The organism is Streptomyces silaceus (genome assembly GCF_001419745.1).
Lineage (GTDB): Bacteria > Actinomycetota > Actinomycetes > Streptomycetales > Streptomycetaceae > Streptomyces > Streptomyces silaceus.
Map to the genome: position 1 here is coordinate 18,392 of NZ_LIRJ01000019.1, position 26,257 is coordinate 44,648.

At 72.4% G+C, this 26,257-nt stretch carries 29 protein-coding genes, 1 pseudogene and 1 riboswitch; of the genes and pseudogenes, 19 read left to right on the forward strand and 11 right to left on the reverse strand.

The window, feature by feature from the left end; genetic code table 11:
* The first annotated feature begins 7 nt into the window (after nucleotides 1–7).
* Both AOK22_RS01700 and AOK22_RS01705 read left to right on the forward strand, forming a co-directional pair.
* On the forward strand, nucleotides 8–955 hold the full coding sequence (locus AOK22_RS01700) for a DUF1648 domain-containing protein (RefSeq protein WP_055696723.1): 948 nt from the start codon (nucleotides 8–10) through the stop codon (nucleotides 953–955).
* Nucleotides 956–957: 2 nt separating this feature from the next.
* Nucleotides 958–1,344 carry a GntR family transcriptional regulator gene (locus AOK22_RS01705; RefSeq protein WP_055696724.1) on the forward strand — a complete coding sequence of 129 codons (387 nt, stop codon included), beginning with the start codon at nucleotides 958–960 and terminating at the stop codon, nucleotides 1,342–1,344.
* Between the two features lie 26 nt (nucleotides 1,345–1,370).
* Here AOK22_RS01705 and AOK22_RS01710 read toward each other — a convergent pair whose 3' ends face one another.
* Nucleotides 1,371–1,790 carry a TOBE domain-containing protein gene (locus AOK22_RS01710; RefSeq protein ID WP_055696725.1) on the reverse strand — a complete coding sequence of 140 codons (420 nt, stop codon included), beginning with the start codon at nucleotides 1,788–1,790 and terminating at the stop codon, nucleotides 1,371–1,373.
* Between the two features lie 368 nt (nucleotides 1,791–2,158).
* On the opposite strand from AOK22_RS01710, the gene AOK22_RS01715 reads away from it, so the two are divergent.
* Nucleotides 2,159–2,908, forward strand: coding sequence for a dienelactone hydrolase family protein (locus AOK22_RS01715; RefSeq protein WP_055696748.1), 750 nt, complete (start codon nucleotides 2,159–2,161; stop codon nucleotides 2,906–2,908).
* Nucleotides 2,909–3,130: 222 nt separating this feature from the next.
* A complete protein-coding gene (locus AOK22_RS01720; protein ID WP_055696726.1) occupies nucleotides 3,131–3,499 on the forward strand; it encodes a hypothetical protein in 369 nt (122 codons plus the stop codon).
* Here AOK22_RS01720 and AOK22_RS01725 read toward each other — a convergent pair.
* A complete protein-coding gene (locus AOK22_RS01725) occupies nucleotides 3,462–4,697 on the reverse strand; it encodes a cation:proton antiporter domain-containing protein (protein ID WP_063795176.1) in 1,236 nt (411 codons plus the stop codon). The genes AOK22_RS01720 and AOK22_RS01725 overlap by 38 nt on opposite strands.
* 221 nt (nucleotides 4,698–4,918) lie before the next feature.
* On the opposite strand from AOK22_RS01725, the gene AOK22_RS01730 reads away from it, so the two are divergent.
* Nucleotides 4,919–5,935 carry a DUF5954 family protein gene (locus AOK22_RS01730; RefSeq protein WP_055696727.1) on the forward strand — a complete coding sequence of 339 codons (1,017 nt, stop codon included), beginning with the start codon at nucleotides 4,919–4,921 and terminating at the stop codon, nucleotides 5,933–5,935.
* 31 nt (nucleotides 5,936–5,966) lie between these two features.
* On the opposite strand, the gene AOK22_RS01735 is transcribed toward AOK22_RS01730, so the two are convergent.
* Nucleotides 5,967–6,812: a polysaccharide lyase family protein gene (locus tag AOK22_RS01735; protein ID WP_055696728.1), complete on the reverse strand. Its 846-nt coding sequence runs from the start codon at nucleotides 6,810–6,812 to the stop codon at nucleotides 5,967–5,969.
* Nucleotides 6,813–7,037: 225 nt separating this feature from the next.
* Here AOK22_RS01735 and AOK22_RS01740 point away from each other — a divergent pair, with 225 nt between their 5' ends.
* The 4 genes from AOK22_RS01740 to AOK22_RS01755 all read left to right on the forward strand — a co-directional run bounded on the left by AOK22_RS01740 (nucleotide 7,038) and on the right by AOK22_RS01755 (nucleotide 9,573).
* A complete protein-coding gene (locus AOK22_RS01740; protein WP_055696729.1) occupies nucleotides 7,038–7,841 on the forward strand; it encodes a GNAT family N-acetyltransferase in 804 nt (267 codons plus the stop codon).
* An 84-nt stretch (nucleotides 7,842–7,925) separates the two neighbouring features.
* The gene (locus AOK22_RS01745) at nucleotides 7,926–8,288 is read left to right on the forward strand and encodes an SH3 domain-containing protein (protein WP_208606358.1); all 363 of its coding nucleotides are present in this window, start codon (nucleotides 7,926–7,928) and stop codon (nucleotides 8,286–8,288) included.
* Between the two features lie 98 nt (nucleotides 8,289–8,386).
* Nucleotides 8,387–8,530, forward strand: a riboswitch (cobalamin riboswitch).
* Nucleotides 8,531–8,567: 37 nt separating this feature from the next.
* The gene (locus AOK22_RS01750) at nucleotides 8,568–8,789 is read left to right on the forward strand and encodes a CbtB domain-containing protein (RefSeq protein ID WP_055696730.1); all 222 of its coding nucleotides are present in this window, start codon (nucleotides 8,568–8,570) and stop codon (nucleotides 8,787–8,789) included.
* Nucleotides 8,790–8,811: 22 nt separating this feature from the next.
* The gene (locus AOK22_RS01755; RefSeq protein ID WP_055696731.1) at nucleotides 8,812–9,573 is read left to right on the forward strand and encodes a CbtA family protein; all 762 of its coding nucleotides are present in this window, start codon (nucleotides 8,812–8,814) and stop codon (nucleotides 9,571–9,573) included.
* Here AOK22_RS01755 and AOK22_RS01760 read toward each other — a convergent pair.
* Complete coding sequence (locus tag AOK22_RS01760) at nucleotides 9,545–10,150, reverse strand: histidine phosphatase family protein (RefSeq protein ID WP_055696732.1); 606 nt, start codon at nucleotides 10,148–10,150, stop codon at nucleotides 9,545–9,547. The genes AOK22_RS01755 and AOK22_RS01760 overlap by 29 nt on opposite strands.
* Before the next feature lie 169 nt (nucleotides 10,151–10,319).
* On the opposite strand from AOK22_RS01760, the pseudogene nrdD reads away from it, so the two are divergent.
* Together nrdD and AOK22_RS42395 are read left to right on the forward strand one after the other, a co-directional pair.
* A pseudogene (nrdD, locus tag AOK22_RS43940) lies at nucleotides 10,320–10,508 on the forward strand (anaerobic ribonucleoside-triphosphate reductase); the annotation flags it as partial.
* A gap of 49 nt (nucleotides 10,509–10,557) precedes the next feature.
* Nucleotides 10,558–10,887 (forward strand): hypothetical protein, encoded by a 330-nt coding sequence (locus AOK22_RS42395; RefSeq protein WP_055696733.1) that lies wholly within the window; start codon nucleotides 10,558–10,560, stop codon nucleotides 10,885–10,887.
* Here AOK22_RS42395 and AOK22_RS01770 read toward each other — a convergent pair.
* Nucleotides 10,871–12,061 (reverse strand): cytochrome P450, encoded by a 1,191-nt coding sequence (locus AOK22_RS01770; RefSeq protein ID WP_055696750.1) that lies wholly within the window; start codon nucleotides 12,059–12,061, stop codon nucleotides 10,871–10,873. The genes AOK22_RS42395 and AOK22_RS01770 overlap by 17 nt on opposite strands.
* 807 nt (nucleotides 12,062–12,868) lie before the next feature.
* Between AOK22_RS01770 and AOK22_RS42400 the strand changes: the two genes are divergently transcribed.
* From AOK22_RS42400 to AOK22_RS01785, 3 genes are all read left to right on the forward strand, one after another.
* Nucleotides 12,869–13,963 (forward strand): helix-turn-helix domain-containing protein, encoded by a 1,095-nt coding sequence (locus AOK22_RS42400; RefSeq protein ID WP_055696734.1) that lies wholly within the window; start codon nucleotides 12,869–12,871, stop codon nucleotides 13,961–13,963.
* Complete coding sequence (locus AOK22_RS01780) at nucleotides 13,963–14,451, forward strand: hypothetical protein (protein WP_055696735.1); 489 nt, start codon at nucleotides 13,963–13,965, stop codon at nucleotides 14,449–14,451. Before AOK22_RS42400 ends, AOK22_RS01780 begins: the two co-directional genes overlap by 1 nt.
* 97 nt (nucleotides 14,452–14,548) lie before the next feature.
* Nucleotides 14,549–15,352: an SAM-dependent methyltransferase gene (locus AOK22_RS01785; RefSeq protein WP_055696736.1), complete on the forward strand. Its 804-nt coding sequence runs from the start codon at nucleotides 14,549–14,551 to the stop codon at nucleotides 15,350–15,352.
* A 5-nt stretch (nucleotides 15,353–15,357) separates the two neighbouring features.
* On the opposite strand, the gene AOK22_RS01790 is transcribed toward AOK22_RS01785, so the two are convergent.
* Nucleotides 15,358–16,272, reverse strand: a complete 915-nt coding sequence (locus AOK22_RS01790) for a helix-turn-helix domain-containing protein (protein WP_063795177.1) — start codon at nucleotides 16,270–16,272, stop codon at nucleotides 15,358–15,360.
* An 89-nt stretch (nucleotides 16,273–16,361) separates the two neighbouring features.
* Nucleotides 16,362–16,598 carry a DUF397 domain-containing protein gene (locus tag AOK22_RS01795; protein ID WP_055696738.1) on the reverse strand — a complete coding sequence of 79 codons (237 nt, stop codon included), beginning with the start codon at nucleotides 16,596–16,598 and terminating at the stop codon, nucleotides 16,362–16,364.
* 194 nt (nucleotides 16,599–16,792) lie between these two features.
* Between AOK22_RS01795 and AOK22_RS01800 the strand changes: the two genes are divergently transcribed.
* The gene (locus tag AOK22_RS01800; protein WP_055696739.1) at nucleotides 16,793–17,338 is read left to right on the forward strand and encodes an ATP-binding protein; all 546 of its coding nucleotides are present in this window, start codon (nucleotides 16,793–16,795) and stop codon (nucleotides 17,336–17,338) included.
* Between the two features lie 31 nt (nucleotides 17,339–17,369).
* Here the strand turns inward: AOK22_RS01800 and AOK22_RS01805 are convergent, their stop codons facing one another.
* On the reverse strand, nucleotides 17,370–18,215 hold the full coding sequence (locus AOK22_RS01805) for a helix-turn-helix domain-containing protein (RefSeq protein WP_055696740.1): 846 nt from the start codon (nucleotides 18,213–18,215) through the stop codon (nucleotides 17,370–17,372).
* Between the two features lie 56 nt (nucleotides 18,216–18,271).
* Between AOK22_RS01805 and AOK22_RS01810 the strand changes: the two genes are divergently transcribed.
* From AOK22_RS01810 to AOK22_RS01820, 3 genes are all read left to right on the forward strand, one after another.
* Nucleotides 18,272–18,790, forward strand: a complete 519-nt coding sequence (locus AOK22_RS01810; RefSeq protein ID WP_079036272.1) for a phytanoyl-CoA dioxygenase family protein — start codon at nucleotides 18,272–18,274, stop codon at nucleotides 18,788–18,790.
* A gap of 117 nt (nucleotides 18,791–18,907) precedes the next feature.
* A complete protein-coding gene (locus tag AOK22_RS01815; RefSeq protein WP_055696742.1) occupies nucleotides 18,908–20,020 on the forward strand; it encodes a TolB family protein in 1,113 nt (370 codons plus the stop codon).
* Nucleotides 20,021–20,170: 150 nt separating this feature from the next.
* Nucleotides 20,171–20,383: a DUF4287 domain-containing protein gene (locus AOK22_RS01820; RefSeq protein WP_055696743.1), complete on the forward strand. Its 213-nt coding sequence runs from the start codon at nucleotides 20,171–20,173 to the stop codon at nucleotides 20,381–20,383.
* A 37-nt stretch (nucleotides 20,384–20,420) separates the two neighbouring features.
* Here the strand turns inward: AOK22_RS01820 and AOK22_RS01825 are convergent, their stop codons facing one another.
* Both AOK22_RS01825 and AOK22_RS01830 read right to left on the reverse strand, forming a co-directional pair.
* Nucleotides 20,421–23,135 (reverse strand): tetratricopeptide repeat protein, encoded by a 2,715-nt coding sequence (locus tag AOK22_RS01825; protein WP_167357819.1) that lies wholly within the window; start codon nucleotides 23,133–23,135, stop codon nucleotides 20,421–20,423.
* A 77-nt stretch (nucleotides 23,136–23,212) separates the two neighbouring features.
* Nucleotides 23,213–23,635, reverse strand: a complete 423-nt coding sequence (locus AOK22_RS01830; RefSeq protein WP_055696745.1) for a hypothetical protein — start codon at nucleotides 23,633–23,635, stop codon at nucleotides 23,213–23,215.
* A gap of 168 nt (nucleotides 23,636–23,803) precedes the next feature.
* On the opposite strand from AOK22_RS01830, the gene AOK22_RS01835 reads away from it, so the two are divergent.
* Nucleotides 23,804–24,805 carry an AraC family transcriptional regulator gene (locus AOK22_RS01835; RefSeq protein ID WP_055696746.1) on the forward strand — a complete coding sequence of 334 codons (1,002 nt, stop codon included), beginning with the start codon at nucleotides 23,804–23,806 and terminating at the stop codon, nucleotides 24,803–24,805.
* A gap of 46 nt (nucleotides 24,806–24,851) precedes the next feature.
* Here the strand turns inward: AOK22_RS01835 and AOK22_RS01840 are convergent, their stop codons facing one another.
* Nucleotides 24,852–25,703, reverse strand: coding sequence for an NAD(P)H-binding protein (locus tag AOK22_RS01840; protein WP_055696747.1), 852 nt, complete (start codon nucleotides 25,701–25,703; stop codon nucleotides 24,852–24,854).
* Between the last annotated feature and the right edge of the window lie 554 nt (nucleotides 25,704–26,257).

Here is a 26,257-nt window from a genome sequence, read left to right on the forward strand (position 1 = left end):
GAGCCAGATGACTGCCTTCCGCAGGGGAGCCCTGACGGGTGCGCCGTTCGTGGTCGCGGCCGTCGCGTACGTCGCTACCTTCCTGGCGCACTACGACCGGTTGCCCGGCCGGATCGCCACGCATTTCTCGGGAGGCGGCACGGCCGACGACTTCATGAGCCGCGCCACGGCCCTGTGGTTCGGCGCCGGGATGCTCGTCGGACTCGGTGTGCTGTTCACGGTGCTGTCCCTGACGGCCAAGGAGCTGTCCCAGGCGCGGACGGCCGTCGCCATCGGAGTGGGCACGGCCGCCACCGTCGCCTATCCGCTGATCGTGACCGTCCTCGCCAACGCGGACGCCACGGATCCGGCCGGTGTGCGGATGCCGATGTGGCACCTGGGCGTCCTGGTGGCCGTGGGCCTGGCCGCCGGTGGGGCGGCCTGGTGGCTGATCGGCCCGGGCCCCGGCCCCGCTCCCGCGTCATCGGCCCCTTCGCTGCCGCTGGCCGAGGGCGAGGCGGCGGTCTGGAGCCGTTCGATGACCTCGCGCATGCTGCTGTTCATCGCCGGTGCCGTCGTGGTGGGCGGCGGGGTCGGTGCGGTGTTCGGCCCCTGGTGGGCGGGCGCGCTGGTGCTCGTCCTCGGGCTGAGCTGCGTCGCGTCGGCCAGGATCCGGGTCACCGTCGACCGGCGCGGACTCACCGTCGCCTCGACGATGGTGCCCCGGCCGCGCCTCGCGCTGCCGCTCGGCCGCATCGTCGACGCCGGCAGCGTCCAGGTCGACGCCATGGGCGACTTCGGTGGGTGGGGCTATCGGATACGGCCGGGCCGGCGGGGCGTGGTGCTGCGTTCGGGGGAGGCGCTGTCGGTCCGTACGGTGGGCGGTCGTGAGTACGTCGTGACCGTCGACGACTCCGCCACCGCGGCCTCCCTGCTCAACGGCCTGGTCGACCGCCATTCCGCGGAGGGCTCCTAGCGATGCTGTTCCGGGTTCTTCCTGGGTCTCCCGTGCCGCTGGGCGAGCAGATCGCCGCCTGCGTACGGGGAGCGATCGCCGACGGCACGGCGGTTCCGGGCGAGCGGCTGCCGTCCGCCCGCGAGGTCGCCGAGTCGCTCAGCGTCAACGTCCATACGGTGCTGCGCGGTTACCAGCGGCTGCGGGACGAGGGGCTCATCGAGCTGCGCCGCGGCCGGGGCGCGGTGATCACCGCCGCGCGGGGCGCCGCCGACCGGGCCCGTCTCACGGAGGCGGTGCACGGCGTCATCGCGCAGGCCCGCGAACTGGGCTTCACGGACGGGGAGTTCCTGGAACTGGTCCGGAGCGGTCTGGACGGAGCGCCCGTCACCGCGCCGCCCTCCTCCTGAGGGTGACGCGGTGCGCCGCCGGCGGATCAGGCGGTGGCGAGGGAGATCTCGGTGGACTTGATCAGCGCCACGACGGAGGAGCCGGTCGTCAGGCCGAGGTCGGCGACGGCGTCCTTGGTGATGGCGGCGGTCAGCTCGCCGCCCTCGACGGACACCTTGACCGAGGCCATGGCGCCACCGGTGGCGATGTCGGCGACCGTGCCGGGCAGCTGGTTGCGGATGGACAGGCCCTGGACCGGGCCGGTCGCCAGCGAGACCTCGGTGGACTTCACGAGGGCCGTCACCTCGGCCCCCTCGGCCAGGCCGAGTTCCTTGACGGCTTCGAGGGTGATCGCCGCGGTGATGTCCTGACCGCCCGCGAGGCGCGTCCTGACGGTGGCCATGACCTCGCCCGGGGTGACGGACAGGACGGTACCGGCGATCTGGTTGCGGATGCTCAGACTCATGAAGAAGTGCCTCACGGAAGAGGGGGACGGTCTGTCGGGTGGTGGGCCCGCAGGGGTACGCCGAACACGCTAATGCCGCGAAACGGACGCGCCGCGCAGGCCATGGCATCCGCGAGTCCGTCGGCCCCGTCCGCCTGGCAGATCGGACGACACCATGGACATGACCTGCACCGGAGCCGCTCCGCCCCCTTCGGGCGACGGTGCGTCAGGGGCACCGGAGGCCCCTGCCGTTCACGTCAACCACCGAAGCGGACGAGCCACGTGCGTACTCCGGCCCCGTAACGGGCTTGACCCCGTGAACGGCGGCGGTGATCGTGGGTCAGCGCCGGAGCGCGCACCGGCGTACGTCCCAGGAAGGAAGTCCCACCATTCCCACCAAGGCACTGCACATACCCACCCCGGACGGCCGGGCCGACGCCTTCGCTGCCTTCCCCGACGACGGCGGGCGCCACCCGGGCGTCCTGATGTACATGGACGCCTTCGGCGTACGCCCCGTGCTGCGGGAGATGGCCCGTGAACTGGCCGGGCACGGGTACTACGTACTCCTGCCCAACGTCTACTACCGGCAGGGACCGACGCCGGTGCTCGAACTCCCCGAGCACATCGGGGAGGACGCCCGGCCGCAGGTCTTCGCGCAGGTGATGCCCCTGATCGAGGCACACACCTCGGAGCGCGCCCTGAGCGATGCCGACGCCTACCTCCACTTCCTCACCTCGCAGCCCGAGGTGAGCGACGGACCGGTCGCCGCGATCGGCTACTGCATGGGCGCCGTCCTGGCCATGCGCACCGCCACGGCCCACCCCGATCGAGTGGCAGCCGTCGCCGGATTCCACCCCGGCCAGCTGGTCACCGACGCACCCGACAGCCCGCACCACTCCGTCCCCCGGCTCACCGCCGAGGTCCACCTCGGCCTCGCCGAGAACGACATGTCGCCGGAGGTCATGAGCACGTTCAACAAGGCGCTGGACAGCGCGGGCGTCGGCTACACGAACGAGGTGTATCCCGGCACGATCCACGGCTTCACCATGGCCGACACCGACGCCTTCGACGCCGAGGCGCTGCGGCGCCACTGGGACCGGCTGCTCCCGCTCCTCGGCCGCACCCTGGACGCCGGCTGAACCAGCGGTTCCCCCGCCCGTCCGGCCTCCTCTTCCCCAGCCGCCGCGAACGCCTGACCGGCACGTCAACACAGCGTACGGAAACGGCGAATGAGACGTGTACGCAGGGCGTCGCGCGGAGCAATATGGGAGCAACGACGTCGGTACGCCGCCACCGGATCGGTGGCGGCGTACCGACGCGGACGACAGGACAGCCCACGACGGGACCTGGGGGAGCACAACATGACAGACGTCTCCGATGCGGCCGTGGAACCGCTGGCCGCACCCACGATCGACGAGGCGGTCGGCAGTGCCGTGGTCGTGTACGACGGCACCCCGCAGCTCGTCATCCGCGTCGAGCCGTACGCGGGGATGAGCGGCGGAGACCAGGTGCAGCTGCGGTGGGACACCGGAGTGCTGCGCACCTCGCGGATCGAGACCCATGTCGTCGACACCACCGAGGTCGGCCAGACCACCCTCTTCACGATCCCGCACCCCAGGCCCGGCTCCGCGCGGGTCAGCTATCTCATCAGCCGCGTCACCGGCGAATGGCGGGCCTCGGAGCGGCTGGACATCACCCTGCGGGGGGCCGGCGCGCGCCCGGCCCCCTGAGCGGACGGCCGCCGCCGGCCTCGTGGAAGCGGCGGGCGACGGGTTCCACCGTGATGCCGTGCAGGACGATGCTGAGCAGCACGGTCGCACACGTCAGCTGGAAGACGAAGCCCGCCCCGTCCGGCGGCAGTTGGGTGTACGCGAGGATCGCGAAGACGATCGACGTGACGCCGCGCGAGCCGAGCCAGCCGATCGCGGCGCGCTCGGACCGTGCGAAGCCGAGGCCGAAGAGCGCCGCGTAGACCGGCACGAACCGCGCGACCGTGAGCGCGAGCAGCGCGTAGACGACGACCTTCAGGGGCAGGCCGTCCAGCGCGAACTCGTCGGCGGTCAGCTTGCCGAAGGTGAACCACACGGCCAGCCCCATCACATGACTGGCGTCGTGGGCGAGTTCGAGGTTGTTGTGGCCGACGGCGTGCGCGGTGTGGGCGTACCACAGACCGGCGACGAAGGCCGCGACGAAGCCGTTGCCGTCGATCAGCACGGCCGCCGCGTACGTCAGGAACGGCAGGGTGAGCGTCGCCAGGCGCAGCTCGCCCGGCTTCGCCCAGCCGGCGTCCAGGGCGCGCCGCACCAGCCAGGACGCCGCTCCTCCGACGGCCGTCCCGACGAGCACGGCGAACACCGCGCCCTTCAGAGCACTCAGGACCAGATCGGTGAAGGAGTCGCCCTCGGCGGAGACGATGTTGGCCACGCAGAACACGAACAGCGGTGAGATGAGACCGTCGTTGAAGCCGCCCTCGATGTTCAGGGCCGCCCGCACCCGCAGCGGCACCCGCTCGTCGCGCAGGAACGTCGCCACCGGGGCGAGGTCCATCGGCATCACCACGAGCGCGGCCACCGCGAGCAGCCACCAGCTCGTACCGGGGAACAGCACCGCGCCCGCCAGCGTCGCGAGGCCCACCGAGGCCGGCAGGGCCAGACCCAGGAGGCGTCCCTCGCCCACCGACCTGTCCAGGCGCTCGTAGTTCCTGGCCTCGGTCGCGTCCGTGAACAGCATGACGGCGAGGACGAGTTCCACGCCCCGCTGGAAGGCATGGGTCTCCAGGTCCAGGGGGACGGCGGGCTGCTGCCCGCGGGTCAGCACGATCCCGGCGACGGCGAACGCGATCGGCGCGGTGATGCTCCACCGCGCCAGCCGGTCCGACACCAGGGTCCACACGAACAGCAGGGACACGAGGACGAGAAGAGCGAACACAGGGACTCACAGGCAGGCGCGGGAAGATCGTCACGAGTACTCCGCCGGATGCTAGCCCGCGGGCCACCGCCCCCGGCGGCGCTGCCCGAGCCACGCCCGGCGGTCACCCGGAAGGCCCTCGTGATCGCATCCCGATGCCATTCGACCACCGGCGCCGAGGGATTCTGATCATTTGCGGCCTTCGGCCTCGGCACCCGCCTCGGTGGCATCACCATGAGCACATGACCGACGACTGGAAGCGGCACCTGGCCCGGCTCCACGCAGGTCTGGTGGACCGGGACGACCCCGCCGAGCTGGTGACCGAGTCCGACGCGGTGGACGCCTCGGTGCGCTATCCCCATCTGGCGCTGCGCGGACCGGTGTTCGGACTCGCGGTACGCGATCCGGCGGACGAGGCGCCGTGGCGGGTCCTGAAACCGGTGGTGGACGGCATGCCCCAGCAGGTCCGCGACGAGCTGAACTCCCATCTGTGGTTCCGGGCCAAGGACGAGACGGACGACCCCGCCGAGCGGCGGCAGCTCCTCGCGGCGGTCGCCGTGCTCGAACGCGAGCCGGTCGACGAGCTGGAGGTGCTGGGCGCCCGCTACCGCGTGGTGCGCGGGGACGAGTTCGCGCGGATCGGCGAGGACGGCCTGGAGCCGCCCCGGCCCACCGACCGGGACGCGGCCGACCGCTCCTGGACCGAGCCCCGCCGTGCCCCCGCGTCCTGCGACGCCGACTGCGTCCTGCGTGCCGAGGCGCCGACGGCCGGCCCGATGACCGGTGCCCTGCTGGCGGCGCTGCGGGGATTCGCGTACAGCGGAGCCCGCTTCCCCGACGCCGTGCGCACCGACTCCGAGCGGGCCGTGACCACCCACCCCGACGTCACCCTGCTGCCCGTCGGCTTCGGCGTGGCCGAGCGCGACGAGGAGGGCTGGCAGCCGCTCAGCGCGCTCAGGCCCACGCCGCACGAGGCCCGGCGGGTGCTGTACGGCGCGATGACGCAGACCTGGCCGCTGCTCTACGAGTTCAACGAAGCCCAGAAGGCCGCGTACGCGCGCGCCGCCGACCGCTTCCGGGCCGCGGGGCGCGCCAACGAAGTACGCGTGGGCAAGCGCCTGTTCCGTATCTGCCGCATCCAGCGCCTGGTCCGGCTCGGCCCCGACGGCCCCGAGCCGCCCCGCCCCAGCGACCGGGACACGTACGGCCCGACGAAGATGCATCCGACCATGGACGAGGACGGCACCATCCACCAGTGAGCCCGGCCCGCCGGGCTCCGCGTGGGGCGACTCAGACGAGCTGGTAGGCGCGGAGCCCGGTGAGCAGCAGATGGCAGTCCTTGAGCGAGCCCGAAGTGTCGCCCAGGGAGCGGTAGATGCCCCACTTGGGCCGGACCCGGTCCGCGAGGAAGGTGTCGACCCCGGACGCGGTCTTGTCGATCACCGTGCTGCCACCGCTCTTGAGGATCCAGCGCACGGAGCCCGACGACCCGTCGCCGATCTTGATCTGGAAGTCGACGTCGGTCCACTTGTCGTGCAGCGGGGAGAGCGCGGTGCGCCCCACGAGCGTGTCCGACGTGAACACCTTCAGCTCGATGGTCTGCACCCCGTCCACGCGCCGCAGCGACTGCACCACGATCGGCGAAGTGCCCTGGCCCGGCTGCTTCATCTGCATGATGTGCGTGAACGTGCTGGTCGCCCGCAGCGAGTCCGGGATGTACATCGAGTACGTCAGCCGCCAGGTCTGGCCCGGCAGCCAGCGCAGGAAGGAGTCCCCGTCACGGCATCCCGTCACCTCCTGGCGCTGCCGGTCGCCCGCGGTGTCGCGGTCGACGGTGTGCATGGTGAAGCGCCAGTTGTCGCCCTCGGTGCGGATGTGCGGCTTCGCCGCGGGGTGCGAGTTCGCGCGGTCGTCCTCGACGGTCTCCCAGGCCCGCATGCCGTCGTCGCGGGCGCTCGGCGACCAGCGCAACCGCCACTCGGCGGCGGGCGCCGCGAGCGCGCCGGGGGCGGCGCCGCCCGACAGGGCCGAGGCGGTGCCGGGCAGCGCGAGGGCCGCCGCGCCACCGAGCGCGGCTCCCAGAAGTCCCCTTCGGGACGCGCCCCTTCGCTGCGTGCCGTCCTGGAATCCGCTCATCCTTCGCCACCTCTCGTCCATGTACATGAATGTTGTTCGCGAGTGTGTGACAGAGTTCCGTCATGACGGAGCATCGTCAATAGGGCGCGTGCGGAGGCCGGATCACTATCGCGTCAATCCTGTGGCAGGGAAGCGGCGGTGGCGCGCGAGGTGGCCGAGGCGGCGCCGTCCGTGCGGGACACTTCAGGATCAATCCCCGAACCGCCCCACCACCCAGGAGGTCCGATGACCGCTCGCACGGAGTCGATCGAATCGATGGAGCAACTGGCCGCGGGCTGGCGCACCCTGGTGCTCGACCGCGACGCCGACGCGGACGTACGGGACCTGCCGGGCATCGCCGTACGCTGGGCCGACTGCCGGTTCGCCTTCTGGAACTGCCTCACCCTGACCGAGGCCGACACGGGTCCGGAGCTCCTGGAGGAGCGGCTGCGTCAGGCAGCCGACCTCATGCGCGCGAAGGAACACCCCGGATTCCTCTGGCTCTTCGAGGATCTCCTCGCCGACGAGGCGCGGGACGGACTGGCGGCGGCGGCCGACACGGCGGGCCTCGCGTACGCCTTCCCCGGCACCGGCATGGCCGGGGACTTCCTGCCCATCCCCGATCCGGTCCACCCCGACCTCTCGTTCGAGCGGGTGACCACCGACGAACAGCTGCGCGCGTACGCGGATCTGAACTCGCGCGCCTACGGATTCCCGCTGGAGGACGGCCGCGACGGGCTCCTCGGGTCGCCCCTGTGGAAGCAAGAGGTGCACGCGTACCTCGGCGTGCGGGACGGCGTCCCGGTGACCTGCGCCGCCACCGTAGAGACGGACGGCCGCCTCTTCGTCGTGCTCGTCGCCACGGACCCCGAGTGGGAGCGCAGGGGCTACGGCGAGGCGGTGACCCGCAAGGCCCTGCACGAGAGCGCCCGCGCGACGGGCCTGACCCGCGCCACCCTGCACGCGACCGCGGCGGGCGCGCCGGTGTACCCCCGGATCGGCTTCAAGCCAAACTCGCCGGTGCACTTCTACGCGCTGAAGAGCGACTGACGCATCACGCGCGCGTCGCCCGCGCGGAGTCGATCAAGCATGTGACCGGCCGGGCACGCGGTGGACCGAGCATCTGGAGGACGCATGACGAGTACGGAACCCCTGAGACAGGTGACGGCGCGGTCGTCCCACGAGATCCCCGCACGCACGCCGCTCCGCCTCGCCTCCGGCGACCGCGTCGAGGCCGGTGAACGCAGCCCGGACTGGCCGGAGTTCGTCTTCGTGACCGCCGCGCACGGCACGGGCTGGGTCCCGGCCCGGCACCTCTCGGGCCCGTCCGGATCGGTGCGCGTGGAAACCCCGTACGACACGACGGAACTGCCCACGGCCGCGGGGGACACCCTGGAGGTCGTCGCCGAGGACCTCGCCGGCGGCTGGCTGTGGTGCCGCAATGCCGACGGGAGGGAAGGGTGGGTGCCGGTCAGCAGTCTGACGACCGAAGGGTGACCGACGCATGAGCGGCCGGTGGCCGGTGCGCGACCGGACGCGGCGGCTCGCCGCGCGTGCGCCGGGCGCGCGCCTGCCGTGCACCCGGCACCCTCTTGGCCATGAACGCGACACACGGTAACGTCGTGCTGTTGTCGACGACGGTCGACGGAAGCCGGTGGGAATCCGGCGCGGTCGCGCCACTGTGTGCGAGAGCCTCCGGGCCTCGTGAGCCAGACCCGTGACGGTCGTCCTGTGCACCACCGAGACGGGACGCGAATTCCCGGAGGAGGCTCCGCCATGGCCCAGCACGTCGCCCCGCCGACCGCCACCACCCCTGTCGTACCGGCCAAGCTGCCGCTGAAGGTGATCGCCCCCTGGGCGGCCTTCTTCGGCATCCTGATGCTGGTCCTGCTGTACTTCGTCGGCGCCGAGCAGGGCGCCGTCTCCGTGTTCAGCGGCGCGGAGGTCCATGAGTGGGTGCACGACGCCCGCCATCTGCTCGGCTTCCCCTGCCACTGAGCCGGCGGAACGTCGCGCGCTCATGAACTCGACCACCGTACGCAACCTGCTCGTGCGGGGCATGCTCGCCGGTCTGGGAGCCGGCGTGCTCGCCCTCGTGATCTCCTACTGGCTCGGCGAGCCGAACGTCGACGCCGCCATCGGCTTCGAAGAGGCCCACGCCGCCCACTCCCACGGCGACGAGGCCGAACTCGTCTCGCGCAGCCTGCAGTCCACGGCCGGTCTCGCCACCGGCATCCTCGTGTACGGCGTGGCCTTCGGCGGCATCGCGGCGCTCGCCTACTGCTGCGCGCTCGGCAGGGTGGGCCGCTTCGGCCCGCGGCCCACGGCGCTGCTGCTGTCGGGCTGCGCCCTGCTCGCGGTGTACGTCGTGCCGTTCCTGAAGTACCCGGCCAATCCGCCCGCCGTCGGCAACCCCGACACGATCGGCGAGCGGACCACGCTGTACTTCCTGATGATCGTGCTCAGCGTGCTCCTCGCGATCGGCGCCACCCTCCTCGGCAAGCGGCTCGCGCCCCGGATCGGCACCTGGTACGCCACGGTCGCGGCCGTGCTCGGCTTCGCGGTCGCGGTCGGCGTCGCGTTCGCCGTGCTGCCGGTGGTCAACGACGTGCCGGGGAACTTCCCGGCCGCGCTCCTGTGGCGGTTCCGGCTCTCCGCGCTCGCCACGCAGATCGTGCTCTGGGGCGGATTCGGCCTGATCTTCGGGGAGTTGGCGCACCGGTACCTGCGGCCGGAACCCGCGAGGGACACGGTCAGTCGTGGGGTGTCCGCGGGGCAGTGACCGGCCGCCCCATACGTACGTTCCAGCGTCCGCCGCGCCCGCTCAGCTCCGTGACCGTCAGCGGGGCGACATCGCAGCGCCAGTACGCGGACGCGGGCGCGCCCAACGCGTGAACCACGGCGGCGCGGACGATCTCCGGCTCGACGACGGCCACCACCGGACCGTCGCCTGCTCCCGCCGTCGCCGTCGCCGTCGCGTCGAGCCAGCGGGCGACTCGGGCGCACACGTCGCCCACGGACTCCCCGCCCCCGGCCGCGAAGTCGGGCTCACCGAGCCACCGGGCCACGTCATCCGGCTCGGCGGCGCCGACCTCGGCCAGGGTCCGGCCACGCCACCGGCCCACATCAGGTGCGGCCAGCTCCCCGGGTGAGTCCGCCGCGTCGAGGCCGAGCGCGACGGCCGTCTCGCGGCAGCGCCGGGTGTCGGACACGACCACCAGGGCGGGCGTCGCCAGCGCTCCGGCCGCCGCGCGGGCGGCCGCCCGGCCCGAGGCGTCGAGCGGCGCCCCGTCGTCGAAACGGGCCTGCCGCAACGACTCGTTCACGGCGGGGGAGACGAGCAGGACGCGTCGGGTCACGGTGGAGTCCTCGGGGCGGGTCGTCCAGGGCGGGCCCGGCTGCGCGGGCGAGGCGGTGGGCGCCTGGGAATCTAGCATCCGCGTGTTCCACGGAATCCCGGGGAACGACCGCGCCCGTCAACGGGGGCATCGCCCGCCACCGGACGGCCCGACGGGACCAAGGTCACCCGTGCGCGGACCAAGGTCACCCAACATCTTCCACCGGCATGGCTTCAACGGAGTGGCCGGGCAGATCGACTCGGCGCCGCCCCGGCACTTCGCCTCGGCGGCCGGTCAGATCGTGAACTTCCTCGGCACCCTGCAGAACGAATGGGCGGGCGCGCAGGCGTTCAGCTCCTTCGACACCCGCATGGCGCCGTTCGCGCGTCACCTTCGAGCTGCGCGAGGCCCGCGATCTCGGGTACGCCGTGGGGCTCCACGCCGGCGGCGCCTATCCGCGCCGCTTCGGGGCACTGCTCGCCGCCGGACTCCTCGACTGGGTCGGGTTCGACGTGAAGGCGCACCCCGGCACGTACGCACGCGTCACCGCAGTGCGCAACAGCGCCGCTCCGGCGGTGCGCAGCCTGCGCCTGCTGTTCGACTCGGGCGTCGAGCACCGGATACGGACGACGGTCGACCCCACGCTGCTCGACGAGCGGGACGAGCGGGACGAGCGGCGGCTGGGGGCGTGGCTCGCCGGGCAGCGAGTGCGTGCCCATGAGAGACAGGAGGCCCGACCGGTCACCCGTCCCAGGTGACCGGCAGGCTCCTGACGCCGTAGATGTCCGCCAACTCCGGACGCAGGTCGACCTCGTCCGCCGGCACGGCCAGGCGCAGGGTCGGGAAGCGGTCGAACAGCGCGGGGAAGGCGACGCGCATCTCGACGCGCGCCAACTGCTGGCCCAGGCACTGGTGGATGCCGTGCCCGAAGGCCAGGTGCCCGCCGGTCTGCCGGTCGAGGTCGAGCACATGGGGATCGGCGAAGCGGTCGGGGTCGTGGTTGGCGGTGTGGTACGACAGCACGACCGTCGTGCCTGCCTCGATCGTCCGGCCGCCGAGGTCGATGTCCACGAGCGCCGTCCTCATGAACGACTTGGCGACGGTCAGATAGCGCAGCAACTCCTCCACGGCCCGGTCGGTGAGATCGGGTTCGGCGCGCAGCCGCGCCAGCTGCGCCGGGTGCTGGAGCAGCGCGAAGGTGCCGAGGGCCAGCATGTTCGCGGTCGTGTCGAAGCCGGCCGCGAGCAGGATCAGCGCCATGCCCTGGAGCTCTTCGTTCGTGAGGTCGCTGTCGGTGAGGTCGCTGAGCACGTCGTCGGTGGGGTGCGCGCGCTTGGCGGCGACCAGTTCCGCGAGGTACTGCTGGGTCGCGGTGTAGGCCGCGATCAGCTTCTCCTCGTCCGGCTCGCCGCTGAGGAACGTGTCGATCTGGTCCTGGAAGGAGTCCCGGTCCTCGTACGGCACGCCCAGCAGCTCGCAGATGATGATGGAGGGGATGGGCTTGGCGAACGCGGTCACCAGGTCCGTCGGCGGCCCGGCCTTCGCCATGGCGTCCAGCTGGGCGGCGGTGATCTGCTCGACGCGCTCGGTGAGCTGCCGCATCCGCCGCACGGTGAACTTGCCCATCAGGGGCTTGCGGTAGCGCCCGTGCCGCGGCTCGTCCATGAGCAGGAACTCGCCGGGCGGCGCCGGAGGAACCTCGAAGTCGCCCACGTTGATCAGTTCCTTGCGGGCGCTGAACCGCGGGTCGGCCAGCACCGACCTCACCAGGTCGTAACCGGTGACCAGCCAGCCGGGCCGGCCGCCGGGGTGGGTGAAGCGACTGATGGGGCCGTGCCGGCGTGCCTCGCGCAGTTCCTGGGGCGGGTCGAACGGGCAGCCGTGCTGACGTGCCGTCGGGAGCGCCGTGACGGTGTGGAGGGATTCACCCATGACCATGCCTCGTCTCGCGATATGACGTGTTTGAAACGCCTCGAAAGCTACGTTGCGTTCAGAAGGGCCGTCAATCGACTGAAACCCGTATCTCCAGCTCAGGGGCGGCAAATTGATGCAATGACGCTGGGGTCAAACGCAACGATGTGTTGCAATGGTCGGACGCGAAGGCAACAGTGGCGGTCGTGTGCCACGTGCTGAGCGCGACGGGGTGGTCCATGGCCTCGCCGACGACGAGATGGCCGGGGCCGACGGGCCCGTGGGGCAGTGCCTCGCGCGGGCGGTCGTCGGGGTGCGCCGGAGTGCGCCCTGTGGGTTTTCACGTGACGCCGTGGCCCCGGTGGCGGCCATTTATTTGATAGGCGCGATCGGGGCCGCTCCAAGGTGAATCGGAGCCGTTCCGAATCGGTCAGAAATGAACTCCTCTTTGCGTGATAGGCGCGAAGAGGAGGAGGTACAAAGGGATTTCGTACGCCGGTGCGCCCGCTTACCCGTTAGTGACTCACTCCGATGGTCGAGCCCGCGCGCTGAGCGCTAGGGTCGCGCCGGAGAGGTGGCCCCGGTCCCAGGCCGGCACCTATCTACGGACCAGGGCCCCTCCCTTTTCTGGCCAGTCGACCGTCCCCGAGGGGAAAGAATGACTGAACACCACGTCGCCCACGGGACCGTAGTTCCAGGGACGAACCCGGACGCTAGCAATACCGCCCGGTATTTCGCACGTCTCCGTGCCTTCGCTGGCACGCCCGGTCCCGGCCTCTTCTCCGTGCCGATCCCTGACGGTGGACGGCCCGAGAGGAGGCTGCGCCGATGAGCGCCACGGCGCGACCGACGCGCTGCGCGGTGTGCGGCGCTCCCCTGACGCAGAAGCCGGGAGCGGGGCGGTGGCGCACCTACTGCAGCGCGGCCTGCCGGGGCAAGGCCCAGCGGCGGCGGCAGGCGCGCAGCTCGCCCGCGGCGGACCGGCAGGGGCCGCTGGGGCAGGCGGTCGCCCTGGAAGTGCAGCGCCTGGCACGGCAGCTGGTGGACGGGGAGATGCGCGAGGAGGTCCTCGGCACCCTGCTGGAGCGCGCGGAGGCGATCCGCCGGGAGCTGGATATCTACACCGCGGCCGCGGTGCAGGACGCCCGCCACCGCGGAGAGAAATGGGAGGCGGTCGGCCAGGCGGCCCACGTGGCGCCGGAAACGGCGCGGGCGCGCTGGGGCCCGGAGCGCGTGGCCCGGATGATCGACCGGCACGCCAACGAGAAGCGGATGGCGCCCGCCCGCCAGGGCCGCGGACGGCTCGCTCCGCACCCGGACGGGGAGAGCCGGAGAACCTTCCCGCCGGCCGAGGAGTCCGGCGGCATACGGGACGCGGACTCGGTGGGCCAACTGGCCTCGGCCCTCTCCCAGTTGCAGGCGGACAGCCCGCTGACCATCAAGGAGGTCGCGGAGTCCACCCGGCTCTCGGCCTCCTTCATCTCCCGCGTCCTGTCGGGGGACCGGATTCCCTCCTGGGACCTGGTGTGCTCCCTCGCCGTGCTCTTCGAGGCGGACCCGGCCGACCTGCGCGTGCTGTTCGAGGCGGCGCACGGCATCGCGGCGCCCCTGAGGCAGCCCGCGGTGGGGGCCATCGCGCAACTGCACGCGGCGGTCCGAGGCCTCTATCTGGCCGCGCACAGCCCGTCGGCGGAACAGATCGAGCGGCGCAGCCGGCGCGCGGTGAGCGCGGCGGTGGCCCGCCGCACCCTGGCCGGCGTCGACGTCCCGGAGTGGGAGGTCCTCGCCGCGCTGATCGCCGCCCTGGGCGGCCGCCCCGCCGACGTCAAACCACTGTGGGAGGCGGTGCACTACGCCTTCCTCATGTGTGACGACCCCCGCCTTCCCGACGGCACCGCGCACCGGCGCCGGGAGAGGATGTGATGACCTCGGACCGCGCGCGCCGGAGAGCGGCACCGGCGGCGAGTGAGCAGGGCCCGCGGCCGGACCGCGGATCCCGGAGCCGTCGGGCACGGTCCCAGCGCGCCGCGCTGGCCGCCTTCGACGCCTTCCGGCAGCGCCACTATCAGCCATACCTCGGGTACGCGCTGCTGAGGCTGGGCCGTCCGGCCGCCGCCGAGTCCGTGGTCTCGGCGGCGTTCACCGAACTCGCCGTGTCCTGGCACCTGGTGCTCGGAAGCCCCGAACCGGCGGCCATCGCCTGGCGCATCCTGCACGAGCACGTCGACGGCGCGCTCGGTCCGGCGGCGGCGCGCGCCGCGGACGAGCCGCGCAGGGGAGCGCTGCGGCGGGACGCCTGTCTGCTGCACGACCAGATGCACCTCAGCTGCGAGCGGACCGCGGAGGTGATGGGGATCTGTCAGGCCGACCTCGCCGGGCTGCTGGCGCCGGCCGGCTGCCCCCAAGAGTGATATTCGGCCCACGGCCGGTGCCGTGCTGTGGTCGTGCTCCTACACTCTGTCGCTGTGGCGCACGTCACCGGGCGTGCCGTGGACATCGGGGGCGGACATGGACCTGCCGTACGGAGTGGACGTCAACACGCCGAGCGTGGCGCGCATGTACGACAGTCTGCTGGGCGGGAAGGACAACTACCCCGCCGACCGCGCGGCCTGCGAGGGCCTGCTGGAGCGCGTGCCCAGCATGCGTGAACTCGCCCTGAACAACCGGCAGTTCCTGCGCCGTGTCGTGCGGACCCTCGCCTCCGAGTACGGCATCCGGCAGTTCATCGACCACGGCTCCGGCCTGCCGACGCAGGACAACGTCCACGAGATCGCGCAGCGCGTCGATCCGGACAGCCGGGTGGTCTACATCGACAACGACCCCATCGTCCGGCGCATCGGCGGACTGCTCCTGGAGCGCAACGCCAACACGGCCGTCCTCGAAGAGGACATGCGCGAGACCGAGAAGATCTTCGACAGCGAGCCGGTGCGCCGCCTGATCGACCTCAGTGAGCCGGTCGCCGTGCTCTTCGTGTCGGTCATGCACTGCATCCCCGACAGCGACCGGCCCGCCGACCTGGTCGCCCGCGTCGCCGACAGGCTCCCGGCGGGCAGCATGATGGTCGTCTGCCAACTCGTCAGCGACTCACCGCAGATCCGTCAGTTCGTGACGGACTTCATGGCGGAGCAGACCCTCGGGCACTGGGGACGGGTCCGCGAGAAGAGCGACGTCGCCGACTTCTGCGCCCCGCTCGACCTGATCGACCCGGGCCTGGTGGAGGTCTCCACCTGGCGCCCCGGCCAGGACGACGTGCCCGCGCAGCTGACCTGGGAGTGGGAGGAGTACGGCGGCGTCGGCTTCGTGCGGCGCTGAGGGCCTCACCGCCAGTACGTCAGCGCCTCCGTCAGGAGTGACCGCGTGTGCTGGCTGAGCGAGGCCACGCCGCACAGGTTGTTCAGAACGGCCAGGTACCGCTCGGAGTTCGCCGGCTTCTCGTCGTAGAGCGCGCCCTCGTACTGCTCCAGGTAGACCATGTCGGGCAGGTACTCCGCGGCGAAGAAGCGCAGATGGACGATGGGGTGCCCGATGGCGCCCGCGGCCCCCGCCTCCAAGGGGGCGATGCGCAGGTGCAGTTGGAAGGGCAGCTCGTCCAGCAGGTCGAGCAGATACTGCACCTGACGGAACATCACTCCGGGCGATCCGACCTGTCGGCGCAGCACCTCGGAGTCCATCACCGCCAGCAGGACCGGCGCGTCCCCCGGCCGGCGCAGCATCTGGAGCCGCTGCAACCGCAGCCGGGCCCGCTCCGCGATCTCGTGGGCCGGAGCCGTGGGGTGCGCGGCGCGGATCACCGTCTGCGCGTACTCCTCCGTCTGCAGCCACCCCGGGATCAGCTGGGGCTCGTAGGAGATGATGCGCCGGGCGGCGGGCTCCATGGTCAGCAGGGGGCGCAGGTACGGGGCCGTGGCATGGGCGAAGGGCTGCCACGCCTCCGGCTGTGCCGCCTCGTGCGTGAGGAGCGCGATCCGCTCCCGCTCCCTGGGGTCCCGCACTCCGTACAGGTCCAGGAGCTGCTCGATGTCGCTCTGCTTCAGCGGGGCCAGGCCGGTCTCCATGCGGCTGAGCGTCGACTCCGACGCGGCGATGCTGCGGGCCGCCCGCCGTGAGGGCACCCCGGCGTGGTCACGGCAGCGCCGCAAGTGCCCGGCCAGCGCCTTTCGGTGCGCGCCGGGGCCCCATTGCGGTCGATGCGGAAAACCGAGAATCGACGGCGCCGTCAGCTCGGCTGCCATACCGATAACACCCCTCCAGACTCTGCAGGGAGTCGAGTATGGCAGCGCGAGTCGGGCATGTCAGGAACTACCCATGGCCTGTCCCTGAGTTACGGCAGTGTGAAATCGAATTCGCCGTCTTTCACCCCTCCGAGGAACGCCGAGATCTCACCCGGCGTGAAGACCAGCGCGGGACCGTCGGGGAAGCGCGAATTGCGGAACGCGACCTCCCCGCCGTCCAGCTTGGTGACCTCCACACAGTTTCCGTTCCCTCCGCTGCGTACGGACTTGCGCCAGGCGGCGCCCTCGATCGCGCTCGCGACCATGCCGTTGTGCACCTGCTGCATCGGTCTCACCCTTTCCTTCGCGGCTCTCCGGCCCGCCGGTCTCCCGCCGGCGGAGCAGGCTCGGCCTTCTGTGCGAATTCCAGGTCTCTGCAATTGCAGGGACCTGCTTGCCGTAACGAGCGTTCGACCGGAATAGTGACGGCAGTGACAGCACGTCGTGCGCCACGCACGGCAACGCTTTCGGGGGACGGACGATGACGCCGCTTCACAACGACACCCTCTGGCCGGACCGCCGACTCGCCCCGCCCGCAGGCGCAGAGGCGCCGTTGTTCCTCGGCGAGCCCCTGGCCACCACCACGAACCTCGCCGTCGACGCCGGCTTCGGCAGCACCCCCTTCGCCGCCCGGAGCATTCCCGCCACCACCGAATGCTGCTACGTCGCACGGCAGTTCACGCGGAGCGTCCTGCGGCGGTGGAACCTTCAGGGGGTCAGCGACGACACCGTGCAGATCGCCTCCGAACTCGTCGCCAACGCCGTGCGCCACGGCCGCCGCCGCAGTGTCGCGGACACCGGGCTGACCGGCGTGTGGCTCGCCCTCGCCCCCCGTCCCCACACGCTCCTGTGCGTCGTCCGCGACTCCAGCCGCCGCCGCCCCCAGTACGCGCCGCCGGCCCCGCTGGCCGAGCGCAACCGCGGACTCCCCATCGTCGAGGCGCTCGCGGCCAGTTGGGGCTGGACCACGGACGCGGACGCGCAGGGCAAGACCGTGTGGGCGCGGGTGGCGCTCCCCGACGCCTAGGGCGCGCCTCGGCTGGCACACAGGGCGTACGTCAGTCGCCGCCCGCCTCCCGATGGGCCGACGGCGAGTGGCCCACCGCGCGTCTGAACCGCGTCGAGAAGTACAGCGGGTCCCGGTATCCGACCTGGCGGGCGACCTCGCGGACCGTGAGCGAGGACAGCGTCAGGAGACGGCACGCCACCTCCATGCGCCGTTCCTCCACGTACGCCATGACGCTCGTCCCGAACCGTGCCCTGAACAGCCGGGAGAGCCGGGACGCGGACAGCCCCGCGACGCGCGCGAGGGAGCGTACGGTGTGCGGGTCGGCCAGACGGTCGCTCAGGTGCTCGAGGACGGCCAGGAGACGGGGATCGGTGCGGTCGCCGCGCGGGTTCTGCGTGTCGCACCACAGCAGCGCCTCTTCCACCGCGTTGATCCCGAAGAGCGCGGAGTTCGGCAACGCGCTGTTGCTCAGGGACACCGCGCGGGTCAGCGCCGCCGTGACGCGCTCGGCGAGCGGGTCGGGCAGGAGCACCCGCCCCACGCCCGGCGCGACGCGGGGCCAGTCGGGGAGGGCGGGCCACTCGGGGCGCGGCCGGACGTGGGCCCAGAGCAGGAGCCAGTCGCCCGTGGCGGCGTCGGTGCCGTAGTCGTGGGGCGTTCCCGGCGCGATCGCGACGAAGGAGCGGCCGTCGGCGTGCACGTCGGCCGCGCCCGCGCTCCTGATCCTGCCGCGTCCCCGGCAGGTGAACATCAGGAGCCAGTCCTCCGTGCCGCCATGCCGCACGGTCCGGTAGGTACGCCCGGCCGCGAGCCGGCCCGCGACGATCCGGTTGCCGGCCGTGGCGACGACTTCCGGACGAACCCGTGCCCCGCGTCCCGCGGCAGCATCTCCCATGTGAAGTCCTCGAAGTCCGATTCCCGGCCGAGGGGCCGCTGAACACGATGGAGAACATGACACTTCACGCAGCACAGGCATCGCAACGGCCCCGATCGGCCGCGGCGCGGGCCGGTCGCTACGCGGCCGACGGCGTCGTCCGGGTGGACGGCCTCCTGCCCACGTCCGAAGTCGACCTCATCCGCGCCGCGTTCATGGACCAGGTCGTACGCGACCGGCACGGCCTGGCCGCGCGGGACGGCCTCGCCGAGGACGACGTCCAGTCGCGCTACCCGCGGTTCATGCAGCCGCACCGGCGTCCCGGCCTTCCGGTCGGCGTGATCGCCCGCCGGCTCATGACCGACCGCCGTGTCCTGGACGTCGTCACCGAACTGATCGGCCCGGCCTTCGGCGCACATTCGATGTTCTACTTCAAGCCGCCCACGGCACGCGGCCAGGCACCGCACCAGCACAACTACTTCCTCCGCGCCCACCCGGAGACGTGTCTCGCCGTCTGGATCGCCGTCGACGCGGCCCCTGCGGTGACGGCTGGGCGGGTGGGGCGGAGTGAGCGAACGAGCAATGGATGTGACTGAAACCGTGCCTCTCTATACGTCATGTGACGCATTGACCCCACAGCCTCGTCCCGGTTGCATGCATGTGGGCCTCCGGTGGGGAACCGGAGGAGAGACCGTGTCCTGCATGGGGGGAAAATGAGGGGAAAGATCAACTGGCGCACCACCAGACGGGTGCGGGTCGCCCTGAGCGCGGCGGTCGTGGCCTGCGCGGTCACGGCGGTGCTGCCCACGGCGGCCTCGGCCGATCCGGCGGGTGCCACGGTGGACGCCGGATCCAGTGTCGAGCGCATCAGTGTCGCGGCCGACGGCACCCAGGGCGACGACAACTCCTCCGGCGCCTCGATCACGCCCGACGGCCGCCACGTCGTCTTCGCGTCGTCGGCGAGGAACCTCACACCCGACGAGACGACCGGCGGCGACAAGGTGTTCGTCCGCGACCAGGGGACGGGCCAGACCCAGCGGATGGGGCACCTGACCCCGCTGGAGCCCCCGGTCATCAGCGGTGACGGGAAGTACATCGCCTATCCGGTGCAGTGGATGACCGGCGACCGGATCCGCCACTACCAGGTGAGCACCGGAAGGACGATCACCGGCAACTGCTCGCTCTTCACGTGCAACCAGCCGTCGCTGAGCACGGACGGCCGCTACACCGCCCACAACAGCATCTCCTACCGGCAGCAGACGTACGGCCAGCGCGTTCAGGTCGAGGACTCGCAGACCGGCACCATGGCTACCGTCGCGACCTTCGACCACACCGTTCAGTCCCGGCCGTTCATCAGCGGCGACGGCCGCTATGTCGCCTACCAGAACGGCAAGACGAAGGACGTCTTCGTGTGGGACCGGACCGACGGCAGCACCTCCGCACCGCTGGAGGGTCCGGCCAAGGAGGCGACGCTCGTCCACCTCAGCGACGACGGCAGCAAGGTCGTCTACCTCTCGGGTTCCGACACCTACGTCCACGACGTGAGCACGGGCACCGCCCAACTGGTGCCGAACGCAAAGGGCGTGGCCATCGATCCGACCGGCCGCCATCTGCTGTACGCCCCGAACGGCACGAGCGGGCCCTCGCTCGTGCTGCGCGACCTGCAGACGGGCGCCGACGAGACCGTCTCGGACCAGCCCGCCACGGCCGGCCCCGACGCGGTCAGCGCGGACGGTCGTGACGTGACCTTCCACTCCACGGCCGACGACATCGTGCCCGGCGACACCAACGGCAAGTCGGACGTCTTCGTCCGCCACTTCTCCTGACCGTCCGGGGTGCCGCGCTCCCCGGGCGCGGCACCCGCGGGAGACGGCGGTCGCGATCCGTCGGTTCATGGACGCCGAGGACCTTGCCGATCCGGCCGGGTGGATCAATAATCCATGATCACCACGTACGGACAGACAGGACAATGAGACATGACCGAGCCGGTCAAGGGCCCTGCCAGCTATTTCCCCTCGATCGAGAAGAAGTACGGCCGCCCGATCGCGGAGTGGAAGGAGATGATCCGCTCCTCGCCCCTGACCAAGCACATGGAACTCGTCTCCTGGCTGAAGACGGACCACGGCCTCGGTCACGGCCACGCCAACGCCCTGGTGGCGCACACCCTGGCGGAGGACAGCGGCAAGTGAACCGCCTCCGCACCGGCCGGCGGGGCCGGCCGCGGAGTCAGTCGGGCTTGTCCGCGGCCTCCGTCGTGGCGGCCCCGATGCGGTTGTAGATGCGGGCGGCCCGCCGCAGGTCGGCCATCGCGGCCTCCAGATCGCCCATCAGGACCTGGCTGCGCGCCGCGCCCTCCAGCGCGGTGGCCTCGTCCAGCGGGCTGCCCGCCTCGCGCGCGAGTTCGAGGGCCCTGCGATGCGCGGCCAGCCCCTCCCCGGCACCCGACGCGGTGGTCAGGAGGGTCCCCAGGCTGTTCCACACCTCGGCCTCGCCCTGGGGATCCCCGACGCTCTGGAAGATGTCGAGGGCCTGGGCGTAGAGGTCGGCCGCGCGCTCGTACTCACCGGCCGCCCAGTGGGTGCGTCCCAGGTCGTGGAGGGCGTTGCAGCGTCCGTGCGGGTAGCCGATCTCCTCGAACAGCGCCAGGGCGCGCCGGTGCAGGTCCGCGGCCGTCACATGGTCGCCGGTCGCGAAGCGCACGCGCCCCAGGTTGTTGAGCCCGTTGGCCTGGCCGTGGCGGTCCCGCAGTGCCTCGAACAGCTCCAGCGCGCGCTCGTGGAGGGACGCCGCCTCCGCGTAGTCACCCAGGACGAAGTGCACGCGCCCGAGGTTGTTCAGGCCGTTCGACTGGCCGTGGCGGTCGCCCAGTTCCTCGAACAGCGCGAGCCCCCGCTCGTGCAGCGACCTGGCCACGGGATAGTCCCCGGTCACGAAGCGGACGCGCCCCAGGCCCTGCAGCGCGTTGGCCTGTCCGTGGCGGTCGCCGAGATCCTCGAAGAGCGCGAGCGCCCGCTCGTGGAAGGCGGCCGCCGCCGTGTAGTCGCCCGTCATGTAGCGGACGAAGCCCAGGCTGAGGTGGGTGTTGCTCTGCCCCCGGCGGTCGCCCAGGGCGTCGAAGAGCGCGAGGGCGCGTTCGCTGAAGTCGGCCGAGGCCGTGTAGTCCGCCCTCATGTACTGGACGCGGCCCAGGCCGTGGAGGGCGTTGGCCTGGCCGTGCCGGTCGCCGAGCCCCTCGTACAGCTCCAGAGCCCGCTCGTGGAAGCCGGTCGCCGCCACGTAGTCGTCGGCGATGGCGCGGACGCGGCCCAGGCCGTGGAGGGCGTCCGCCTGGCCGTGGCGGTCACCGAGCTCCTCGAACAGCGCCAGCGCCCGCTGGTGGAAGCCGGTCGCGACGGCGAAGTCGCCCGTCACGTACCGGATGAAGCCCAGCTCGTCGAGGGCGTGCGCCTCGCCGGACAGGTCACCATGGGCCCTCGCCGCCTCGACGGCCCGCTCGTGCAGCGCCACGGCCTGCGGCCAGGGGCCCTCGCGCAGCAGGAACGGGGCCATGGCCGCGGTCAGCCCGACGACCTCCGCTGCCCGGTCGTGGTCCGCCGCGTGATCGAGGCAGGCCAGGACGTTGGCCCGCTCGGTACGCAGCCAGGTCAGCGCCCTGGCCGCGCTCGGCAGCTCGGGCGTGCCCGGGGCACGGGCCGAGATGACCTCCTCGGCCGACTCGACGGTGCGCCGGTAGTACGCGACGAGGCGCGCCACGGCCAGGTCCCGGTCGTCGGCGGGGTCCTCCTCGGCGCAGCGGCGCGCGGCGAACTCCCGCAGCAGGCCGTGCAGTCCGTATCGGCGGGGCGCGATCTCCTCCAGCAGGTGGTCCGTGTACAGGGCCTCCAGACCGTCGCGTGCCTGGGCGTCGGAGATCCCGTCGAGGGCGGCCGCGGCGCGCGCGTCGATGTCCGGCCCGGGGTGCAGACCGAGCCGCCGGAAGAGCCGCCTCCTGGCCGGGGGCAGGTCCCGGTAGGAGAGCGTGAACGCCGCGTCGACGGCACGCTTGCCGGCCACCAGGTGGGCGAGCCGGTCCGCCGTCGCCGTGAACTCGGCGGCGAGGTCGGCCAAGGTCCAGGTGGGGCGGTGGGACAGGCGCCCGGCGAGCAGCACGATCGCCAGGGGCAGGCAGCCGCAGAGCTCCACGATGGTGTCGACGACTTCGGTCTCGGCGTCGTCCTCGCCGGCCTGGGCGGCGGTGGCGTGCGCGGCGCCGTGGGCCGTGGTGGTGCGGTGCGCGAGGCGCATGAACAGCGTTCTGGCCTCGTCGCGGGTGAGGGTGCGCAGGGACCACGGCTTGCCGCCGTCGAGGGAGACCAGTCTGCTGCGGCTCGTCACGAGCGTGAGGCAGCCCGATCCGCCGGGCAGCAGCGGCTCGATCTGGTCGCTGTCGGCGGCGTCGTCCAGGACGAGGAGCACCCGCCGCCCGGCCAGTTGGTCGCGCCACAGCCCGCTGCGCCCGTCCAGCGACGTCGGCAGCCCACGGGGGTCGATGCCGAGGCCCGCCAGCAGCGTGGCGAGGACGTCCACCGGGTCGGCGGGGGCCTGCTCCGGCGCGTGCGCCCGCAGGTCGACGAAGAACTGGCCGTCGGGGAACTGGTCGGCGAGGAGGTGCGCCGCGCGCGTCACGAGCGCGGTCTTGCCGACCCCGGCCATGCCGTCGACGGTGTGGATCCTCGCCCCGCCCGGCGCGGTCGCCCCCAGAAGTTGTCCCAGCTCCTCGTCGCGTCCCGTGAAGTAGAGGGCGTCCCTGCGCAGTCCGTGGATGACGGACGGCCGCACCGGCGCCGCCGCCTCGTGGACATGCGTGGTCCGGTGGACGTCGCGCCCCGCCTGGTTGGCCTCGCCCGCACCCGCCGCGGCGGCCTGCTGCCGCACCCCCGACAGCTCTCCACCACCTCTCATGGACAGGTGGTCTCCGGCGTCGTGCGCGGACGCGCTGTGGCCGGCACGTGGCGCGGGCTCGCGCTCCCCGGCACCGGTCATGGCTCGCTGGGAGGGGTGTAGTGCACGTCCCTGCCGGCCTGGATGCTGGTCCCGCCGGACACCCTCGCCCTCTGCTCGACGGTCGCCGCGGGACTCGCCCCGGCCTCGCGCGACGCGGGGCCGAGCCGATGGTCCAGAAGGTGTCGCAGCTCGGCGGTCAACACCGTGTCCTGCCCGACCAGTTCGTGCAGCCGCAGGCGCCACAGGGCGACGAGCGCGGCCTCGATGTCCGCGTCGCCGCGACCGCGGGCGGCCACCACCTGAACTCGGAGCTCGTCGAGCCGCACCGCGACGGCATCGGCCTGCTCGGGATGCGGCCGACGCCACAACGCGACCACCGCGTCGCGGACGTGTGCCCAGGCATCCGTGGCCATCGCCCCCACCAGAGCGGTACCCGCCGCCACCGTCACCGGATCCATCTCCCACCCCCCAGTGGTGCAGCTCCGCTTCCACTGTAGAAGGCCGGGGGAGGGGACGGGAGGACACCGGAGAAGCCGGACGCGCGGACGGGCTCACCCAGGTCCCGCACGCCTCCCAAGACACCCTCTGGCCAGGGCACAGCCCCGCGTGAGCCGTAGGCTGAACAGGTGGACGACCCGCTGAGCGATCTCCTCTCCCGCGTCCGGGGACGCGGCGCCGTGCTGTCCCGCGCCGCGCACGGGCAGCGGTGGGGCGTCCGGCAGCTGGACCCGGCGGCCTCCCTGACCCTGGTGGTTCCGGTACGCGGCACCTGCTGGGTGACCGTGGACGACGAACCGGAACCCGGCGTCACGCCTGTCGACGGCGCCGAGCGGAAGCCGCTCCTGATCGGCACCGGCGAGGCGGCCCTGATCGCGGGTCCGCGCCCGTACACCCTCGGTCACGCGCCGGACGCCGAGCCGGAACTCGTCGTGCACGGCCCGGGCCGTTACAGCGACGCCGCCGGGCACCCCAGCGCGGGACCGGAGGTCACCGGCGTACGCACCTGCGGTTACCCGGACCACCCGGGAACCTCGCTCATCGTCACCGGCTCGTATCCGCACGCCGGAGCCGTCGACGCGCGCCTCCTCCAGGCGCTGCCGTCGCTGCTGCGGGTGCGCTCCGACGAACTGCCCCGCCCCGTCGTCGAGTTGCTGACCGAGGAGGTCGCTGTCGCGGCGCCCGGCCAGCAGGCCGTCCTGGACCGGCTCCTCGACCTGACGCTCGTCCGCGTGCTGCGGGCCGTGTTCGCCCGGCCCGACGCCCCTGCCCCCCGCTGGTGGATGGCCCGCACCGACCCCGTGGCAGGGCCGGCGCTGCGCGCCCTGCACGCGCATCCGGAGCGGCCGTGGACCGTGGAGGTTCTGGCGCGCGCCGCCGGGGTGTCCCGGGCGACGCTCGCCCGCCGCTTCGGCGACCTGCTGGGAAGCTCACCGATGGCCTACCTCGCCGAGTGGCGGATGAGCCTGGCCGCCGACCTTCTCGACGCGCCGGACACGACGCTGGCCGCGGCGGCACGAGCGGTCGGCTACCGCGACGAGTTCGCCTTCTCCACCGCGTTCAAGCGCCACCGGGGCACCACCCCCACCGAGCACCGTGCCCGGACGGGCGGACGGAGTGATGCCGGGTGAGGGGCGGCGAGCCCTCGTGACCGGGGCGGGCGGGGACCCGGCGGACTCAGTTCCGCCGCCAGGCTCCGGCGCGTACCGCCTCGTCGAGGTACGCGGACAGGGAACGCGGCTCCCGGCCCAGCAGGCGCCGGATGTCGTCGCGGAGGTGCGCGTACTCCCCGCGCCGCTGCCCGGCGGACGCCGCGAGCCCCCATTCCACCCACCCCGGCGTGACACCGGCCGCGCGGGCGGCCTTGGCCCACTCCTGCCGGGAGACCTCCCGGTACGTCAGGGGCACGCCGGTCCGGCCGCCGACGAGGTCGAGGGTCTCCTGGCTGGTGAGGGCCTCGGGACCGTCGAGATAGTACGTACGTCCGGCGTGCTCCGGGGCGGCCGAGGCGAGGATCTCCACCGCGACGTCGGCGATGTCGCGTACGTCCACGTAGGCCACGCGCGGGCCGGGCGCCGGGCCGAGCGGCCTGCGGTAACCGCCGTCGGCGAGAAGAGTCGGCTCCCTCGCGGGGAAGTTCTGCGCGAAGACGTTCGGCCGCAGGACGGTCCACGCGAGGTCGTCCTCGTCGATGGCGCGCAGGGGCTGTTCGCGCGACAGGATCGGTACGCCGCCGAACTCGCCGCTCGCCCCGGACAGCAGCACCAGCCGCCGGACCCCTGCCGCTCGGGCCCGGTCGAGGAAGTCCCTCACCAAGGCGGCGTCGAAGTCCGGCAGCAGAGGGGTGACGAGGTAGACGGCGGTGACTCCGGCGAGGACCGGGTCCCAGGTGCCGGAGTCGTCCCAGTCGAACCGGGGCTCGGTCCCACGGGCGACCGCACGCACCGGCACCCCGCGCTCCCGAAGCCCGGCGGCGACCAACGAGCCGGTCTGCCCACCGGCGCCGGTCACCAGGACCAGATCCGACACGGGGGCCAGGGGGGAGGGGGAAGAAGCGGATGTGTTCATGGGCCCAGCGTCGTCCGGGCGTTGACGGCCGACCATGGGCGCGGCGCGCACGCTCCTTTGTGATCGTCTCAACGGTGCGGACCCTCATCAGGATCGCCCGTACAACGCACGAGGCCCCATCCCGTGTGTACGGGATGGGGCCTCGTCCTGGAGCGCCGGGCAGGCCTTGCACCTGCATTTCCCCGCAGGAAGCGGGGCGTCTTTCCTTGGACCACCAACGCATCGGCCTCCGCCGGGATTTCGGCGGCGAGCTCAAGATCAAACATAGCATGCCGCGCGGGCCTCGCGCTCCGCCGTCTTGCGCTGCCGGGCCGTGATCCGCTGCCATGGCGTGTGGTGGATTGTGCTTGAGGTGACGGCTGAGGGAGAGGCTGTGGTCGCGGCGGCCGCACGGGCGCCGCCGCGGAGGCAGCCGTCGAGGGACGGACGCGCGCGTCCGGGAACGGGGACACCGGTGCGGTCGGGTAGGGAACTGTCGGGGGTGGTGCTGGCGGGCCGGTACCGGCTGGAGCGGA